The sequence below is a fragment of the Streptomyces sp. NPDC058145 genome (assembly GCF_042884245.1).
Classification (GTDB): Bacteria; Actinomycetota; Actinomycetes; order Streptomycetales; family Streptomycetaceae; genus Streptomyces.
In genome coordinates, this window is record NZ_JBHVUH010000013.1 from 95467 (window position 1) to 110048 (window position 14582).

Consider the following 14582-nt stretch of genomic DNA (forward strand, 5'->3'; position numbering starts at 1 on the left):
GTCAGAATCGCGCATGACTGTTCGATATCCGCGCCCCCTGCGCCCCGGTGACCGTATCGGCGTGACCTCTCCGTCCAGCGGAGTGGCGAAGGAGCACCGGGGGCGGCTCGACGTCGCGATCCGGGACCTCCAAGCGCGCGGCTACGAGGTCGTCGTTGGCCGGTGCATGGACGGCTCGACCCACATCAGCGCCCCGGCCGCCGAACGCGCCGCCGAACTGACCGGGATGCTGACCGACCCCACCATCCGGGCCGTGGTGCCGCCGTGGGGCGGGGAGACCGCCATCGACCTGCTGCCGCTGCTCGACTTCGAGGCGATCGGGCGGGCCGAGCCGACCTGGGTCGTCGGCTGGTCGGACATCTCGACGATCATCACCCCGCTGACCCTGCGCACCGGTGTCGCCACCGTGCACGGCAACAACCTCATGGACACGCCCTACCGGACGCCCGAGGGCCTGCTGTCCTGGCTGGACGTCGTGACCGCCCCGCAAGGACAGCCGCTCGTCCAGACCCCGCCCGGCCGCCACCGCGCCACCGGCTGGGACGACTACGCGCTCCACCCGGAGGTCCGCGACCTCACCCTGGACACGGCCGGCACGTGGACCCGGCTCGACGGCACGGGTGACGTGGACGTCGAGGGCCGGCTGATCGGCGGCTGCGTCGAGACCCTGGTCAACCTCGCGGGCACACGCCTGCTGGACACGCGGTCCTTCGCTGACGGCGACGACCTGCTCGTCTACGTCGAGGCCTGCGAGGACAACGCCTACACCATCTGCCGCAATCTGCACGGCATGCGGCTCGCCGGGTTCTTCGACCGCGCCGCCGCCGTCCTCGTGGGCCGCACCAAGGCCCCCGACGGCCGCACCCTCACCCAGCACGAGGCGGTCCTCGACGCCCTCGGCCCGCTCGGGGTGCCGATCGTCGCCGACATCGAGTGCGGGCACGTGTCGCCCTACCTGGCGCTGGTGAACGGCGCGCGCGGCCGTGTGGTGCACACGGCCGCGCGGAGCGAGATCGTTCAGACCCTGGACTGACCCCGGCGCAGGCCCAGTCCGACGAGGACGGCGGCGGTCAGCACGATCGCCGCGTCCAGCGCGAGCACCGTGTGGACGCCGGACAGCAGGTCGCGGGAGGTGGTGGCCAGCACGCCCAGCAGGGGGATGCCGACCGTGATGCCCACCTGCTGGGTGGAGGTCACCAGGCCGGTGGCCAGGCCCTGTTCCTCGTCCGGGACGCCGGAGGTGACCGTGAGGCCGTACGAGATGATCGCGCCCAGGTGGCACATGCTCGCCAGGGACACCGCGGCCGCGGCGAGCCACACCGACCAGCTGTCGGCGTTCAGCGGCAGCAGGGTGGCGATCAGCGCGCCCTGTCCGGTCAGCGAGCCGACCAGCGTCCGGCGGGCGCCGAAGCGGCCGATGACCCGGGGAGCCAGCGTTCCGGCGACCGCCGACAGCGCGCCCTGGAAGCCGAAGACCAGACCCGTCTCGAAGGCCGACAGACGCAGGGTCTCCTGGAGGTACAGGGTCAGGACGAAGATCACCGTCGACATCATCGAGAAGGTGACCAGGCCGCCCAGGTTGCCCCACGCCACCGTGCGGCGGCGCAGCATGGGCAGGGACACCAGGGGAGAGGCCGAGCGGGACTCCACGGCCGTGAACAGGATCAGCAGGAGCAGGCCGGCGATCAGCGCCGCGATGACGTCGGTGCGGCCGAAGCCGTGGTCGGCGGCCGTGGACAGGGCGTAGATCAGCGACAGCAGGCCGGCGGTGACGGTGACCGCGCCGGGCACGTCGAGGCGCGGGCGGTCCGGGACGGGGGCACCTCCCATGCCCTTGAGGCGAGGGGGGAGGGACTCCGGCAGCAGACCCGGCGCGAGCGGCAGCACGGTCAGCGCGAACACGGTGAGCAGGGCCATGGTGGAGCGCCAGCCGAGCGCGTCGGTCAGGACGCCGCCCGCCACCATGCCGATCGTGAAGCCCAGCGACAGCAGCGTGCCGGAGATGCCGAGGGCGCGGTCGCGGGCCGGGCCCTCCGGGAAGGTGGTGGTGAGCAGGGACATGCCCGTCGGCACGATCGCCGCCGCGCCGAGGCCCTGCAGCGCGCGCCCGGTGAGGAAGGACACCGGGTCCCAGGCCAGGGTCGCCAGCAGGGAGGCCGCGCCGAACAGGGCGAGGCCGGTCAGGAAGAGCTTCCGGCGGCCGTACAGGTCGCCGACGCGGCCGAACAGCAGCAGGAAGCCCCCGGAGGGGAGCGCGAACGCGGTGACCGCCCACTGCAGGGCGGAGCGGCTCATGCCGAGGTCGGTGCCCAGCTCGGGCAGGGCCACGTTCAGCACGGAGAAGTCCAGCGCGACCATGAACTGGGCCGCGCACAGGACGAAGAGGATCAGCCTGTCCCGCGTCGACAGCCGGGGGATGCCGAGCGGTTCGCCCGCGGGGGCGGGATCCTGGGTGGTGGTCTGAGTGGTGGTGTCGAACGCCATGGACAGAGCTTCGGGCGAACGGAACACGCGTGGGGAGTCGGAACTTATGGTGGTGGTGGCACCACCAGACACGACGGGGGAGGAGCGGTACGTGGCCGCTGCGGAGGCGATGCGCAGTCAACGGCGGGACGAGCTGCGGGAGTTCCTGATGAGCCGGCGGGCCCGGGTCAGCCCCGAGGAGGCCGGGCTGCCGGGTGGCGGGGGCCGGCGGCGGACGCCCGGACTGCGCCGGGAGGAGGTCGCCGTGCTGGCCGGGGTGGGCGCGTCCTGGTACCAGTGGCTCGAGCAGGGGCGGGACATCTCCGTCTCGCCGCAGGTCCTCGACGCCGTCGCCCGGGTGCTCCGGCTCAGCGACGCCGAACGCCGGCACCTGTACCTGCTGGCCGGGATGAACCCGCCGGCGCCCCAAGTGGCGCCGGAGAAACGGGACATGTGCGAGGGGCTGCGGCGGCTCATCGACACCTGGATGCCCTATCCGGCGCACATCATGGACACGTACTACAACTGCGTGATGTACAACGACGCGGCGGCGCTGGTCCTCGGCATGCGGCCGGACATCACCCAGAACTGCCTCGTCGACTTCTTCGTCGATCCGCTGTACCGGTCGCGCAGCCATAGCTGGGAGCGGAACGCGCGGACGGTCGTGGCCCAGTTCCGGGCCGCCTGCGCGGCCCGGCCGGACGACGAGGGGTTCCAGGCGGTGCTCACCGAGGCGTCGGCGCGCAGCCCGGAGTTCGTGGCGCTGTGGGCCGAGCGGGACATCGAGGACCAGGGGCAGGTGCGCAAGGAACTGACCCACCCGCTGGTCGGGCCGCTGGTCGTGGAATCGACGGTGATGAAGGTGCCGGCCCGGCCCGATCTGATGATCGTGCTGCACACTCCGCTGGACGAGGAGAACACCGCGGCGAAGCTGGAGTGGCTGGCGTCTCCCGAGGGGCGGCGGGACGCCATACACCCCGTGGCGGGATGAACCCGCGGTGGCTTCGTATGCTCTGGGCATGACCGACAGCAACGCGCTTGACCCCGAGGACCGCAAGATCGTCACGCTGGCCCGCTCCGTGCGCGCCCGCAACGGTGTGCCCGAGGGGGCGGCCGTACGGGACGAGACCGGACGCACCTACGCCGCCGGGTCGGTGCAGCTTCCCTCGCTGCGGCTGAGCGCCCTGCGGACCGCCGTCGCGATGGCGGTGGCCTCGGGCGCGCGGTCGCTGGAGGCGGCGGCCGTGGTGAGCGAGACCGAGGAGGTCGCGCCGGAGGACCGGGCCGCCGTGGCGGACCTCGGCGGGGCCGGGACGCCGGTGCTGCTCGCCGGACCCGACGGAGAGGTGCGGCGGACGGCCCCGGCGGGCACCGCCGAGTAGCCGACCCCGGCGCTGCCCGTCAGAGGGCGTCCGGGCCGCGCTCGCCGGTCCGCACCCGCACGACGGTCTCCACGGGCAGCGCCCAGACCTTGCCGTCCCCGATCTTCCCCGTCTGCGCGGCCCTGACGATCGCGTCGATCACGTCGTCGGCGACCGCGTCCTCCACCACGACCTCGATGCGCACCTTCGGCACCAGGTCGACCCGGTACTCGGCGCCCCGGTAGACCTCGGTGTGGCCGCGCTGCCGGCCGTACCCGCTCGCCTCGCTGACGGTCAGGCCGTGCACGCCCAGTTCCTGCAGGGCGGTCTTGACCTCGTCCAGACGGTACGGCTTGACGATCGCGGTGATGAGCTTCATGCCTGGCTCTCGACCTTCCGGGTGGGGGCCTGCTGGGCGGCGACGAGGGAGTGGTTGACCGGGGCGCCGTGGCCCAGGACCCCGTGATCGTAAGCCGTCTCGGCGTGCACCGTAAGGTCCAGGCCGGTGTGCTCCTGCTCCTCACTCGCCCGGAAGCCCAGCGCCCGGTCGATCAGCTTGCCGAGGCCGTACGTCACCCCGAAGGCGTACGCCCCGACGGCCGCCACGGCCAGCAGCTGCCTGCCCAGCGGGACCAGCCCGCCGCCGTAGAACAGGCCCTCGGCGCCACCGGTCATCGCCTTCTCGGCGAACAGGCCGATCAGCAGGGTGCCGATGATGCCGCCGACCAGGTGGACGCCGACGACGTCCAGCGAGTCGTCGTAGTTCAGCCGGAACTTCCAGCTCACCGCGTAGGAGCAGACGACACCGGCGGCCAGGCCCACCACCAGCGCGCCCAGCAGGGAGACCGTGCCGCAGGACGGGGTGATCGCGACCAGCCCGGCCACCGCGCCGGAGGCCGCGCCCAGGGTGGTCGGGTGGCCGTCGCGCCTCTGCTCGACGAAGAGCCAGCCGAGCAGGCCGGTGCAGCCGGCCGCGAGCGTGTTGAGGAAGGCCGCCGCGGCGAGGCCGTTCGCGCCGAGCGCGGAGCCCGCGTTGAAGCCGAACCAGCCGAACCAGAGCAGACCGGCGCCGAGGATCACCATGGGCAGGTTGTGCGGCCGCATGGCGTCCTTCCTGAACCCGAGCCGGGGCCCGAGCACCAGGCACAGGGCGAGTCCGGACGCACCGGAGGTGATCTCCACGGGCATGCCGCCGGCGAAGTCGAGCGCCCCGAGCCGGTCCACGATCCAGCCGCCGGGGCCCCACACCCAGTGGGTCACGGGAACGTATACGACAAGCGCCCAGACCGGGACGAACACCAGCCAGGCGGAGAATTTCGTGCGGTCCGCGACGGCGCCGCTGACCAGGGCCGCCGTGATGATCGCGAAGGTGAGCTGGAAGGTGGCGAAGAGCAGGGTGGGAACGGTGCCGTGCACGCTGCCCGGGCCGATCCCGCTCATGCCGGAGTGCCCCAGGCCGCCGATCAGCCCGCCGAAGACGTCGTCCCCGAAGGCGAGCGAGTAGCCGGCCGCCAGCCAGACCACCGTCACCAGGGCGATCGACACGAAGCTCATCATCAGCATGTTGAGGACGCTCTTCGTGCGCACCATGCCGCCGTAGAAGAGGGCCAGACCCGGGGTCATCAGCAGGACGAGGGCGGTGGCGGCGAGGAGCCATGCGGTGTCGCCGGTGTCGACGTGGGCTGCGGCGAGGGTCATGGGCGTCTCCAACGGTGTGGGGGCTCGTCAGAGGGTCACCGGTCGGCATTTCCGGTTGCGTACGGGTGTGTTTCGGTGACGTTTCGTTGCGTAGGGGTTTCGTCAAGCTCACATCAAGAGACGGTGACGGCCGTTGGTACGGCGCGGTCCCGTGGATCAGGGACAATGAACGCCATGAGCGTTCGTACCCAGTCATCCGAGCCGTCGGGCGAGACCGTCCACCGCGCCGGCTTCGCCTGCTTCGTGGGCCGCCCCAACGCGGGCAAGTCCACCCTCACGAACGCTCTGGTCGGGCAGAAGGTGGCGATCACCGCCGACCAGCCGCAGACCACGCGGCACACGGTGCGCGGGATCGTGCACCGCCCCGACGCCCAGCTGATCCTGGTGGACACCCCGGGGCTGCACAAGCCGCGCACCCTGCTCGGCGAGCGGCTCAACGACGTCGTGCGGACGACGTGGGCCGAGGTCGACGTGATCGGCTTCTGCCTGCCGGCGAACGAGAAGATCGGTCCCGGCGACCGCTTCATCGCCAAGGAGCTGGCCGGGATCCGCAAGACCCCGAAGGTCGCCATCGTCACCAAGACCGACCTGGTCGACTCCAAGACCCTGGCCGAGCAGCTCATCGCGATCGACCAGCTCGGCAAGGACCTGGGCATCGAGTGGGCGGAGATCGTGCCGGTGTCGGCCGTCGGCGCCAAGCAGGTGGACCTCCTGGCCGACCTGCTGATCCCGCTGATGCCCGAGGGCCCCGCCCTCTACCCCGAGGGCGACCTCACGGACGAGCCCGAGCAGGTGATGATCGCGGAACTCATCCGCGAGGCGGCCCTGGAGGGCGTCCGCGACGAGCTGCCGCACTCCATCGCGGTGGTCGTGGAGGAGATGCTCCCGCGCGAGGACCGCCCCGCGGACCGGCCGCTGCTGGACATCCACGCCAACCTCTACATCGAGCGCCCGAGCCAGAAGGGCATCGTCATCGGGCCCAAGGGCAAGCGGCTGAAGGACGTCGGCATCAAGTCCCGCAAGCAGATCGAGGCGCTGCTGGGTACGCCGGTCTTCCTGGACCTGCACGTCAAGGTGGCGAAGGACTGGCAGCGGGACCCCAAGCAGCTGCGCCGGCTGGGCTTCTGAGGGCATCCCCGGACGGGCTCACGGGCTCGCCGGGGTCATGTCCTGCAGCCCCACCACCCGCAGCAGCCGCAGCCTCTCGTACGACTCCGTGCCAGGGCGGGCCGTGTGGATGATGAGGTGCTGATGGCGTCCGTGGCTCAGCAGGACCTCGCAGTCCAGTTCCAGCAGGCCCACCACCGGGTGCACGAAGCGCTTCGTGGACGGACGGCGCAGGGAGACCTCGTGCGCCTCCCACAGCCGGGCGAACTCCTCGCTGGCCGAACGCAGTTCGGCCGCCAGGGCGGCCGGTTCCGGGTCGTCGGGACGGGCCGCGGCCACCGCGCGGAGGTTGGCCACGTGGTCGTAGGCGTGTGCCGGAAGGTCCTCCGGCGGGAAGAGGTCGCGGGCCGCCGGGTCCAGGAAGAACCGCCGCGTCAGGTTCCGCTCGCGCGGCGGACGGGCGAGCGCGTCCCCGACCAGTGCTCTGGCCAGGGCGTTCTGCGCCAGCACCGTGCCGCAGTCCGTCACCACCTGGGCCGGTGAGTCGTACAGCCGGTCCAGGACCAGCAGGAGCCCCTGGCGCACATGCGCGGAGGCCGCGCCCCGCCGCGGGGGCTCCTCGCCCACCAGGTGGAAGAGATGGTCCCGTTCGTCGTCGGTCAGACGCAGGGCGCGCGCCAGCGCCGTCAGCATCTGGCGGGACGGGCGGGGGCCGCGGCGCTGTTCCAGCCGGGTGTAGTAGTCGACGGACATCCCGGCCAGTTGAGCCACCTCCTCCCGGCGCAGTCCCGGGGTACGGCGGCGGGCGCCGGCTGCGAGGCCCACGTCGGACGGTTCCAGGCGGGCCCGGCCGCGGCGCAGGAAGTCGGCGAGTTCGGCTCGGTTCACCCTCTAAGGCTGCGGCAGTCCGGCGGTGTTATCCAGGGACCGCCGGTCCCCCGATCGGGAGGTCTCTCCCGGCGCCGCCGAACGAGACCGAGGCTGGGGGCACCGAACGAGAGGAACCCAGCCATGCTGACCTTGATCACCGGCGCCACCGGACAGGTGGGACGCGGATTCGTCCCCCGGCTGCTCGCCCAGTCCCGGCCGGACGAGCGGATCCGTGTGCTCGTGCGCGACGAGACCCGCGCCGCCGACCTCGCCGACCTCGGCGCCGAGGTCGTCGTCGGCGACCTTCGTGACACCGACGTACTCGGCAAGGCTCTCGCCGGGGCCGACGCCGTGGTCAACGTCGCCGCCTCGTTCCGCGGTGTGCCGGACGAGGAGGTGTGGGCGGTCAACCGGGACGCCGCGGTGGAACTCGGCCGGGCGGCGGTCGCCTCCGGGGTACGGCGTTTCGTCCAGACCGGCACGATCCTGTCGTACGGCACCGGGCGCGGCCGGCCGCTCGTCGAGGACGATCCGACGGTGCCGGGCGGCTCGATGTGGATGACGTACCCGGAGTCCAAGCTGGAGGCCGAGCGCGGGCTGCTGGCGCTGGACGGGCTCGACGTGCGGGTGGGCCGGCTCGCCTTCGTCTACGGCGATGGCGACCCGCACCTGCCCGGCATCACCCGCTGGACCGCGAGCCAGCCGGCCACCAAACGGCATCATCTCGTGCACGTGGCCGACGTCGCCCAGGGGCTGACGCGCCTGCTCCACGCCCCCGGTGCGGGCGGCCGGATCTACAACATCGCCGACGACGCCCCGGCCACGGTCCTGGAGATCCACCAGCTCCTCGGCGCCGAGCCGCCCGCGGACGGCCCCGACCCCGACCCCTGGTACGGGCTCGTCTCCACCGACCGCATCCGCCGCGAGCTGGGCTACCGCCCCCGGTTCCCGACCCTGTGGAGCGCCCGGGACGCCGGCGCCCTGTGACACTCACTCCACGCCCCTGATCCGCCGCACCAGCACCGCCCCCGCCAGACCGATCACGGCCGCCACCACGTACAGCACCCGGTAGCCGCCCAGGTACGTCACGATCGGCGCGGCGAGGGCGGGCGCCGCGACCTGCGGCAGCGCGTTGGCCACGTTGATCACGCCGAGGTCCTTGCCGCGGTCCAGCGCCTTCGGCAGGACGTCGGTCATCAGCGCGAAGTCGACCGAGGTGAACACCCCGAAGCCGACCCCGAGGACCGCCGCCGCGACGATCGCGCCGGGCCAGGTCTGCCAGGCGGCGAGGGCCGCCGTCGCCACCGCCATCTGCACGCCCGACCAGATCACGAACGGCTTGCGGCGCCCCGTGCGGTCCGACCACACGCCGCCCACGACGACCGTGGCGAGCAGGGTCAGACCGTTCACGGCCGTCAGGATCAGCACGCCCTCCTCGGGATCGTCGTAATCGAGGCGGTCCCGCAGGTAGTACAGCAGGTACAGCAGGACGAGCGCGTTGCTGAGGTTGATCAGGAAGCGGGTCAGCCAGGCCCAGCCCAGGTCGGGGTGGCGGCGCGGGCTCAGCCAGAAGCCCGCCAGGAAGGCCCGCCAGGACCAGGCCGGCCGGTCCGCCCCGGCCAGCCGCAGATCCTCGTACCGCAGCACGTACGGCAGCACGCCCACCGCCGTGAACACCGCGCACGCCACGTACCCGGCCGCGATGCCGCCTGCCGCCGTGGCCAGACCCGTGCCCCCGACCACACCCAGGATCTGGGCCGCGCCCAGCCACCCGCCCACCGCGCCCCGCCGGCCGCGCGGCACCCGGTCCGGAACGGCCGCCGTCACCGCCGCGAAGGCCGCGTTCAGGGTGAGCTGCGCCAGGCACCAGCCCAGTGCCATCGTCCACACCCCGTCCGCGCCCGCGAGCAGCAGCAGGGAGAGCGCGCCGCCCGCCGCACCGGCCACGATCCACGGGGTACGGCGGCCCCGGCGGGCGGTGGTGCGGTCGGACAGGGCGCCGAAGAGCGGGTTGGCGAGCAGCGAGACGACCGCGCCCGCGCCGGTCACCCAGGCCAGGATCGTCTCCTTCGGCATTCCGGCGCCGGGCGCGAAGTCCTTCGCCTGGGAGGCCAGCAGGATCTGCAGCGGGCCGAACCAGCCCACCCAGATCGCCCCGTTGGCCAGCGCCAGCGCCGCCGTCCAGCCCGGGCGGACCGGCTCGACGGGCTCGGCCAGGGCGGCGGAGGCGGCGGCGGTCATCTCTGTGCCCGCAGCACGTCCCGGAACCAGTGGTAGGAGGCCTTGGGAGTGCGTTCGAGCGTCTCGTAGTCCACGTGCACCAGACCGAAGCGGCGCGCGTACCCCTCCGCCCACTCGAAGTTGTCCATCAGCGACCAGACGAAGTAGCCGCGGACGTCGACGCCCGCCTCGAGTGCCGTGTGCAGGGCGCGGATGTGGGCGTCCAGGTAGGCGATCCGGTCCTGGTCGTCGACGCCCTCGTAGGAGCAGCCGTTCTCGGTGATGACGATCGGCGGGAGCCGGTCGCCGTACCGGTCGCGGAAGCCGGTCAGCAGCTCCGTCAGTGCCTCGGGGACCACCGGCCAGCCGAAGTCGGTCACCGGGCGGCCCTCGATCCGCCGTACCGAGAAGGGGAGTTCGGCGGGCATGTCGATACCGCCGAACTCGGTCGCGGTGCCCTGCGGGGCGCCCACCCCGGCCGGGGCGTAGTAGTTGACGCCGTACCAGTCGACCGGCGCGGAGATGACCAACAGGTCGGACTCCACGTCCCCCGGCATCAGCTCGCCGACGCCCTCCGGGTACGCGCCCAGCAGGACCGGTTCGGCGAACAGGCGGTTGAGCAGCAGGTCGTAGAAGCCCGCCGCCTCCTGGTCGGCGGGGTCCCCGGAGGCCGGCCAGGTCGGGCCGTGGGAGTTGGCGATGCCGATGTCCGCCGCCCCGGCCGCGCGCAGGGCCCCCACCGCGAGGCCGTGGGCGAGGAGCTGGTGGTGGGCGACGGGGAGCGCGTCGAACAGCAGCTTCCGGCCGGGGGCGTGCACGCCGAGGGCGTGGCCCAGCAGGGTGTGCTCGGCCGGCTCGTTGAGCGTGATCCACTTGCCCACCCGGTCGCCGAGCCGTCCGGCGACCAGGGACACGTACTCGGCGAACCGGGCGGCCGTGTCCCGCTCCAGCCAGTCCAGGCCGGCCGGCAGGTCCCAGTGGAAGAGGGTGGGCACGGGCCGCACCCCCGCCGCGCACAGCTCGTCCACCAGCCGGTCGTAGAAGTCGAGGCCGCCGGGGGAGTTCACCCGGGGCCAGGACACGGAGAAGCGGTACGCGTCCACGCCGAGCCCGGCGAGCAGCGCCACGTCCTCCCGGTAGCGGTGGTAGTGGTCGCAGGCCACCGCCGCCGTCGAACCGTCCTTCACCCGCCCCGGCCCGGCCGTGAACACGTCCCACACGGACGGCTCCCGCTCGTCGGCCGCCCCCTCGATCTGATGGGCCGAGGTCGACACGCCCCACAGGAAGCCGGCCGGGAAACGGGGAATCGCCTTGCCTGCGTCAGTCGCCATGGCCCGGATCATCCGTACCGCCGGTAACGGAAGTCAACGCCCCGGCGGGAACTGGCGCGCGCGGCGGCTAGGCCCCCTCCTTCAGCACCCTCGTGATCAACTCCCTCTGTTCCTCGGTCAGTCGGGGGTCGGCCGCGTACACCGTGCGGCCGTCGACCGTGATCTCGTAGGCGAAGCCGTCCGGTACCCCCGCCGGTGGCGTGGGCCTGCCGGAGGCCAGGACCCGTTCGGCCAGGGACTGCCACTCCCGGTCGTCGGGCCGGGCCGAGGTGTCCACCTCGGCCCGGCGCTCGATGCCCGCGAAACCGCCCGTGCGCCGTACCTGAATACGCATGGGTGCCTGTCTAGTACGGAACTAGAGCGTCCGCACCCCGACCTGCTCCCAGGCCTTGCGCACGGCCTCGAGCTCGTCGCCTGCGCCGTACCGCTCGCGGGCCGCCTTGACGGTCAGCGTGGCGAAGTCCGTGAACAGGGCCTGCTGCTTCAGCTCGCCGCCGGTCAGCACGTCGTACCAGAGCTGTCCGGCCTTCTCCCAGGAGTGGCCGCCCATGGCGGTGGCGACCAGGTAGAACGCGTGGTTGGGGATGCCGGAGTTGATGTGCACGCCGCCGTTGTCGCGGCCGGTGCGGACGTAGTGCTCCATGGTCGCCGGCTGCGGGTCCTTGCCGAGGTTCGGGTCGTCGTACGCCGTGCCCGGTGCCTTCATCGAGCGCAGGGCGGTGCCGTGCACGCTCGGGGCGAGCAGGCCCGCGCCGATCAGCCAGTCGGCCTCGGCGGCGGTCTGGCCGAGGCTGTACTGCTTGATCAGCGAGCCGAAGACGTCGGACAGCGACTCGTTGAGCGCGCCTGGCTGGCCGAAGTAGGTGAGGTTGGCGGTGTGCTGGGTGACGCCGTGGGTCAGCTCGTGGCCGATGACGTCGACCGGGATGGTGAAGTCCAGGAAGATCTCGTTGTCCCCGTCGCCGAACACCATCTGCTCGCCGTTCCAGAAGGCGTTGTCGTAGTCGGTGCCGAAGTGCACGCTGGCGTCCAGCGGCAGACCCTCGCCGTCGATGGAGTTACGGCCGTAGGCCTTCAGATACAGGTCGAAGGTGGCGCCGAGACCCGCGTAGGCGCGGTTGACCGAGGCGTCCGTGCCCGGCTCGGAGCCCTCCTCGCGGACCTTGGCGCCGGGCAGGTCCTGCCGGTGCCGGGCGTCGTAGACGGTGCGGTGCGGCCGGTCGGCGGCGGCGCCGATGGGCGGGGCGACGGCGGGCGCGCCGAGCACCGTGGTCAGGCGGCGCTTGGTGCGCTGGTAGGCGTCGTGCTCCAGGGACCGGCGGGCGGGGCCGGAGAGCGCGGAGTCCTCGGCCTGCGCGAGCCGGTCGAGGACGTGCGGCGGGACGATCGTGCAGAAGACGGGCTCGAAGCCCCCGTTGGTGGTCATACTCGGCACCATCGCACTGTGTGACACCACTGTCACTACTCGCAACCATGATTGGTGAAATACCCGGACATTCGTCGTCGCGCTGCGTCACGGAGTGGTAAGAGATGGTGGTCGCCGAGTGGGATCACACACTTTATGTCCGATTGGTCCCGGCGGTCCCGCATACTGGGACAGGCCCGCGCATCCGGTGCGGCTCGGCTAGGCTGCGGAGCATCATGCGTTTCGGGCTGCTTCTCCTTAGCTGCCGCGGCGAGGGCCTGTAGACAAGGCCGACCCCCTCCCCGCGGAGCTCTGGCGTTGCGTCGTCGGCCGTCCACTCGGACATCCGGACACCCTGAGGAGCCCACGCATCATGGCGAACCGCCAGCAGCCCAGTTCCATGCCGATCCACAAGTACGGCCGGTACGAGCAGGTCGGCATCCCGGACCGCACCTGGCCGGAGAAGCGGATCACCGTCGCCCCCCGCTGGCTCTCCACCGACCTGCGCGACGGCAACCAGGCCCTGATCGACCCGATGTCGCCCGAGCGCAAGCGCCGGATGTTCGACCAGCTGGTGGCGCTGGGCTACAAGGAGATCGAGGTCGGCTTCCCCGCCTCCGGCCAGACCGACTTCGACTTCGTACGCTCGATCATCGAGGAAGAGGGCGCGATCCCCGAGGACGTGACGATCTCCGTCCTGACCCAGGCCCGCGAGGACCTGATCGAGCGGACCGTGGAGTCCCTGAAGGGCGCCAGGCGGGCCACCGTCCACCTGTACAACGCGACCGCTCCGGTGTTCCGCCGGGTCGTCTTCCGCGGCTCCAAGGACGACATCAAGCAGATCGCCGTCGACGGCACCCGCCTGGTGATGGAGTACGCCGAGAAACTGCTGGGCCCGGAGACGGAGTTCGGCTACCAGTACTCCCCGGAGATCTTCACCGACACCGAGCTGGACTTCGCGCTGGAGGTCTGCGAGGCGGTGATGGACGTCTACCAGCCGGGCCCGGGTCGCGAGATCATCCTCAACCTGCCCGCCACGGTGGAGCGTTCGACGCCGTCCACGCACGCCGACCGGTTCGAGTGGATGCACCGCAACCTGTCCCGGCGCGAGTACGTCTGCCTGTCCGTCCACCCGCACAACGACCGCGGCACGGCCGTCGCCGCCGCCGAGCTGGCGCTGATGGCCGGCGCCGACCGCGTCGAGGGCTGCCTGTTCGGCCAGGGCGAGCGCACCGGCAACGTCGACCTGGTCACCCTGGGCATGAACCTGTTCTCGCAGGGCGTCGACCCGCAGATCGACTTCTCCGACATCGACGAGATCCGTCGTACGTGGGAGTACTGCAACCAGATGGAGGTCCACCCGCGCCACCCGTACGTGGGCGACCTGGTCTACACGTCCTTCTCCGGCTCCCACCAGGACGCCATCAAGAAGGGCTTCGACGCCATGGAGGCCGACGCGAAGGCCAAGGGCGTCACCGTCGACGACATCGAGTGGGCGGTGCCGTACCTGCCGATCGACCCCAAGGACGTCGGCCGCTCCTACGAGGCGGTCATCCGGGTCAACTCGCAGTCCGGCAAGGGCGGTGTCTCCTACGTCCTGAAGAACGACCACAAGCTGGACCTGCCGCGCCGGATGCAGATCGAGTTCTCCAGGCTCATCCAGGCCAAGACGGACGCCGACGGCGGCGAGATCACGCCGAAGGACATCTGGGCGACCTTCCAGGACGAGTACCTGCCGAACCCGCAGAACCCGTGGGGCCGCATCCAGGTCCGCACGGGCCAGTCGACCACGGACACGGACGGCGTGGACACGCTGACCGTGGAGGCGACCGTCGACGGCGAGGACACCGTCCTGACCGGCTCCGGCAACGGCCCGATCTCCGCCTTCTTCGACGCCCTGCAGTCCATCGGCATCGACGTACGCCTGCTGGACTACCAGGAGCACACGATGAGCGAGGGCGCCTCCGCGCAGGCCGCCTCCTACATCGAGTGCGCGATCGACGACAAGGTTCTGTGGGGCATCGGCATCGACGCGAACACGACGCGTGCGTCGCTGAAGGCCGTCGTCTCCGCGGTGAACCGCGCGGCCCGCTGACCCCTCTGACCGGGCTTTTCGGGGCCCCGGCC

14 protein-coding genes are annotated in these 14582 nt (G+C 71.8%); 6 read left to right on the top strand and 8 right to left on the bottom strand.

Features of this window, described 5'->3' with window-relative positions; all coding sequences use genetic code 11:
* The first annotated feature begins 13 nt into the window (after positions 1-13).
* Positions 14-1033 (top strand): S66 peptidase family protein, encoded by a 1020-nt coding sequence (locus ACFVVO_RS27950; RefSeq protein ID WP_390058444.1) that lies wholly within the window; start codon positions 14-16, stop codon positions 1031-1033.
* Here ACFVVO_RS27950 and ACFVVO_RS27955 read toward each other — a convergent pair.
* Positions 1018-2484 (bottom strand): MFS transporter, encoded by a 1467-nt coding sequence (locus tag ACFVVO_RS27955; protein WP_390058446.1) that lies wholly within the window; start codon positions 2482-2484, stop codon positions 1018-1020. The two genes, ACFVVO_RS27950 and ACFVVO_RS27955, sit on opposite strands and share 16 nt — an antisense overlap.
* A gap of 109 nt (positions 2485-2593) precedes the next feature.
* Here ACFVVO_RS27955 and ACFVVO_RS27960 point away from each other — a divergent pair, with 109 nt between their 5' ends.
* The gene (locus tag ACFVVO_RS27960) at positions 2594-3454 is read left to right on the top strand and encodes a helix-turn-helix transcriptional regulator (RefSeq protein WP_390058730.1); all 861 of its coding nucleotides are present in this window, start codon (positions 2594-2596) and stop codon (positions 3452-3454) included.
* Positions 3455-3482: 28 nt separating this feature from the next.
* Positions 3483-3845 carry a cytidine deaminase gene (locus ACFVVO_RS27965; RefSeq protein WP_390058448.1) on the top strand — a complete coding sequence of 121 codons (363 nt, stop codon included), beginning with the start codon at positions 3483-3485 and terminating at the stop codon, positions 3843-3845.
* Between the two features lie 19 nt (positions 3846-3864).
* On the opposite strand, the gene ACFVVO_RS27970 is transcribed toward ACFVVO_RS27965, so the two are convergent.
* The gene (locus tag ACFVVO_RS27970; protein WP_390058450.1) at positions 3865-4203 is read right to left on the bottom strand and encodes a P-II family nitrogen regulator; all 339 of its coding nucleotides are present in this window, start codon (positions 4201-4203) and stop codon (positions 3865-3867) included.
* Positions 4200-5522, bottom strand: coding sequence for an ammonium transporter (locus ACFVVO_RS27975; RefSeq protein WP_390058452.1), 1323 nt, complete (start codon positions 5520-5522; stop codon positions 4200-4202). The genes ACFVVO_RS27970 and ACFVVO_RS27975 overlap by 4 nt, the downstream gene beginning before the upstream one ends.
* Before the next feature lie 174 nt (positions 5523-5696).
* Between ACFVVO_RS27975 and era the strand changes: the two genes are divergently transcribed.
* Positions 5697-6650: a GTPase Era gene (gene era, locus ACFVVO_RS27980; protein ID WP_390058454.1), complete on the top strand. Its 954-nt coding sequence runs from the start codon at positions 5697-5699 to the stop codon at positions 6648-6650.
* An 18-nt stretch (positions 6651-6668) separates the two neighbouring features.
* On the opposite strand, the gene ACFVVO_RS27985 is transcribed toward era, so the two are convergent.
* A complete protein-coding gene (locus ACFVVO_RS27985; RefSeq protein WP_390058456.1) occupies positions 6669-7517 on the bottom strand; it encodes a helix-turn-helix transcriptional regulator in 849 nt (282 codons plus the stop codon).
* Positions 7518-7640: 123 nt separating this feature from the next.
* Here ACFVVO_RS27985 and ACFVVO_RS27990 point away from each other — a divergent pair, with 123 nt between their 5' ends.
* On the top strand, positions 7641-8486 hold the full coding sequence (locus ACFVVO_RS27990; protein WP_390058458.1) for an NAD-dependent epimerase/dehydratase family protein: 846 nt from the start codon (positions 7641-7643) through the stop codon (positions 8484-8486).
* A 3-nt stretch (positions 8487-8489) separates the two neighbouring features.
* Here ACFVVO_RS27990 and ACFVVO_RS27995 read toward each other — a convergent pair whose 3' ends face one another.
* The 4 genes from ACFVVO_RS27995 to ACFVVO_RS28010 all read right to left on the bottom strand — a co-directional run bounded on the left by ACFVVO_RS27995 (position 8490) and on the right by ACFVVO_RS28010 (position 12476).
* Positions 8490-9740, bottom strand: a complete 1251-nt coding sequence (locus tag ACFVVO_RS27995; RefSeq protein ID WP_390058460.1) for an MFS transporter — start codon at positions 9738-9740, stop codon at positions 8490-8492.
* On the bottom strand, positions 9737-11050 hold the full coding sequence (locus ACFVVO_RS28000) for a GH1 family beta-glucosidase (RefSeq protein WP_390058462.1): 1314 nt from the start codon (positions 11048-11050) through the stop codon (positions 9737-9739). The genes ACFVVO_RS27995 and ACFVVO_RS28000 overlap by 4 nt, the downstream gene beginning before the upstream one ends.
* Positions 11051-11117: 67 nt before the next feature.
* Entirely contained in the window at positions 11118-11384 is a 267-nt protein-coding gene (locus ACFVVO_RS28005) for a protealysin inhibitor emfourin (RefSeq protein ID WP_351659553.1), read from the bottom strand.
* 21 nt (positions 11385-11405) lie between these two features.
* Positions 11406-12476 (bottom strand): M4 family metallopeptidase, encoded by a 1071-nt coding sequence (locus ACFVVO_RS28010; protein ID WP_390058464.1) that lies wholly within the window; start codon positions 12474-12476, stop codon positions 11406-11408.
* Positions 12477-12828: 352 nt separating this feature from the next.
* Here ACFVVO_RS28010 and leuA point away from each other — a divergent pair, with 352 nt between their 5' ends.
* A complete protein-coding gene (leuA, locus tag ACFVVO_RS28015; protein ID WP_390058466.1) occupies positions 12829-14550 on the top strand; it encodes a 2-isopropylmalate synthase in 1722 nt (573 codons plus the stop codon).
* Positions 14551-14582: the final 32 nt, after the last annotated feature.

Bases quoted from the DNA above. Each gene is read 5' to 3' on its own strand.
- ACFVVO_RS27960 (WP_390058730.1), top strand. From the start codon at position 2,594: ATGCGCAGTCAACGGCGGGACGAGCTGCGGGAGTTCCTGATGAGCCGG.
- ACFVVO_RS27965 (WP_390058448.1), top strand. From the start codon at position 3,483: ATGACCGACAGCAACGCGCTTGACCCCGAGGACCGCAAGATCGTCACG.
- ACFVVO_RS27975 (WP_390058452.1), bottom strand. From the start codon at position 5,522: ATGACCCTCGCCGCAGCCCACGTCGACACCGGCGACACCGCATGGCTC.
- ACFVVO_RS28000 (WP_390058462.1), bottom strand. From the start codon at position 11,050: ATGGCGACTGACGCAGGCAAGGCGATTCCCCGTTTCCCGGCCGGCTTC.
- ACFVVO_RS28010 (WP_390058464.1), bottom strand. From the start codon at position 12,476: ATGACCACCAACGGGGGCTTCGAGCCCGTCTTCTGCACGATCGTCCCG.
- ACFVVO_RS27995 (WP_390058460.1), bottom strand. From the start codon at position 9,740: ATGACCGCCGCCGCCTCCGCCGCCCTGGCCGAGCCCGTCGAGCCGGTC.
- ACFVVO_RS27970 (WP_390058450.1), bottom strand. From the start codon at position 4,203: ATGAAGCTCATCACCGCGATCGTCAAGCCGTACCGTCTGGACGAGGTC.
- ACFVVO_RS27950 (WP_390058444.1), top strand. From the start codon at position 14: ATGACTGTTCGATATCCGCGCCCCCTGCGCCCCGGTGACCGTATCGGC.
- ACFVVO_RS28005 (WP_351659553.1), bottom strand. From the start codon at position 11,384: ATGCGTATTCAGGTACGGCGCACGGGCGGTTTCGCGGGCATCGAGCGC.
- ACFVVO_RS27955 (WP_390058446.1), bottom strand. From the start codon at position 2,484: ATGGCGTTCGACACCACCACTCAGACCACCACCCAGGATCCCGCCCCC.
- era (WP_390058454.1), top strand. From the start codon at position 5,697: ATGAGCGTTCGTACCCAGTCATCCGAGCCGTCGGGCGAGACCGTCCAC.
- ACFVVO_RS27990 (WP_390058458.1), top strand. From the start codon at position 7,641: ATGCTGACCTTGATCACCGGCGCCACCGGACAGGTGGGACGCGGATTC.
- leuA (WP_390058466.1), top strand. From the start codon at position 12,829: ATGGCGAACCGCCAGCAGCCCAGTTCCATGCCGATCCACAAGTACGGC.